The 832-nt window shown below is 46.6% G+C and carries 1 protein-coding gene; it reads left to right on the top strand.

What is annotated here, in order from left to right:
• A partial coding sequence (locus tag ACO0KZ_RS20450; protein WP_422998627.1) for a hypothetical protein occupies positions 1 to 832 on the top strand: 832 nt, incomplete at both ends.

The following is an 832-nucleotide window of genomic DNA, read 5'->3' as shown; positions in this document are numbered from 1 at the left end:
AAGACGAAGACGTCTTGACAGGTACAGGTACCGTCAACAAATTGACAGCCACTTTGGGTAACGCGAATGACAACGGCGGTACCGTCATTACACCAAAATTGAACAACATCAACGTGTTGGATTTGACCTTCACGGGTTCTTCATCTGCTGGCAATGTGTCCAACAATGCGGTTTCCACATTGGATTTGCAAGATGCGACGAACGTTAAAGAAGTTTCGGTTAATCGCGTAACGTCAGTGTCTAACGTGGCTGCAATTGAAAACTTGCAAGCGCCATTGACGACTATGTCAATCAATAACACCAATGCCAACAACACTGGCGTGGTTGAATTCTCTTTCGCAACAGATGTATTGAGAGGCGCAAGCGCTGGTACATTAAATTTGAACAACGTTCAAATTGGTTCTGTGAATCTTGGTGCAAACGCTAGCGGCATTACGACTTCGGTTGCTACAGCTGGTGTTGCTAACACCGGTTACGAAACTTTGACATTGACCAGCAATGGACAATCTAACGCTGTTGGTAGTTTGAACTTGCCAATGGACACCGGTACAGACGGTAAAGTCATCATCACAGGCAAACAAAACCTGACATTGGGCGGTACAAGCAATGTGGTGAATGCTGCGAACGGCACTATCGAATCCGTGAACTACAACGGCGGTATTTTGCAAGCATCAGGTCGTTTGTCAACAGTCGATGCCAGCGCTCTCGAAGGCAACCTGACGATCAACTTGGGTAACGGCATCTTCACAACTAGCAAAGCTGACACATCAGGTCAAGTACAAAACGTGACAGTCACTGGCGGTAAAGGTAACGACACGTTCATCTTGGCTGA

This window comes from Undibacterium sp. Di24W, from assembly GCF_049340325.1.
Taxonomy (GTDB): Bacteria; Pseudomonadota; Gammaproteobacteria; order Burkholderiales; family Burkholderiaceae_D; genus Undibacterium.
This window is presented reverse-complemented; position numbering and strand designations above follow the sequence as displayed.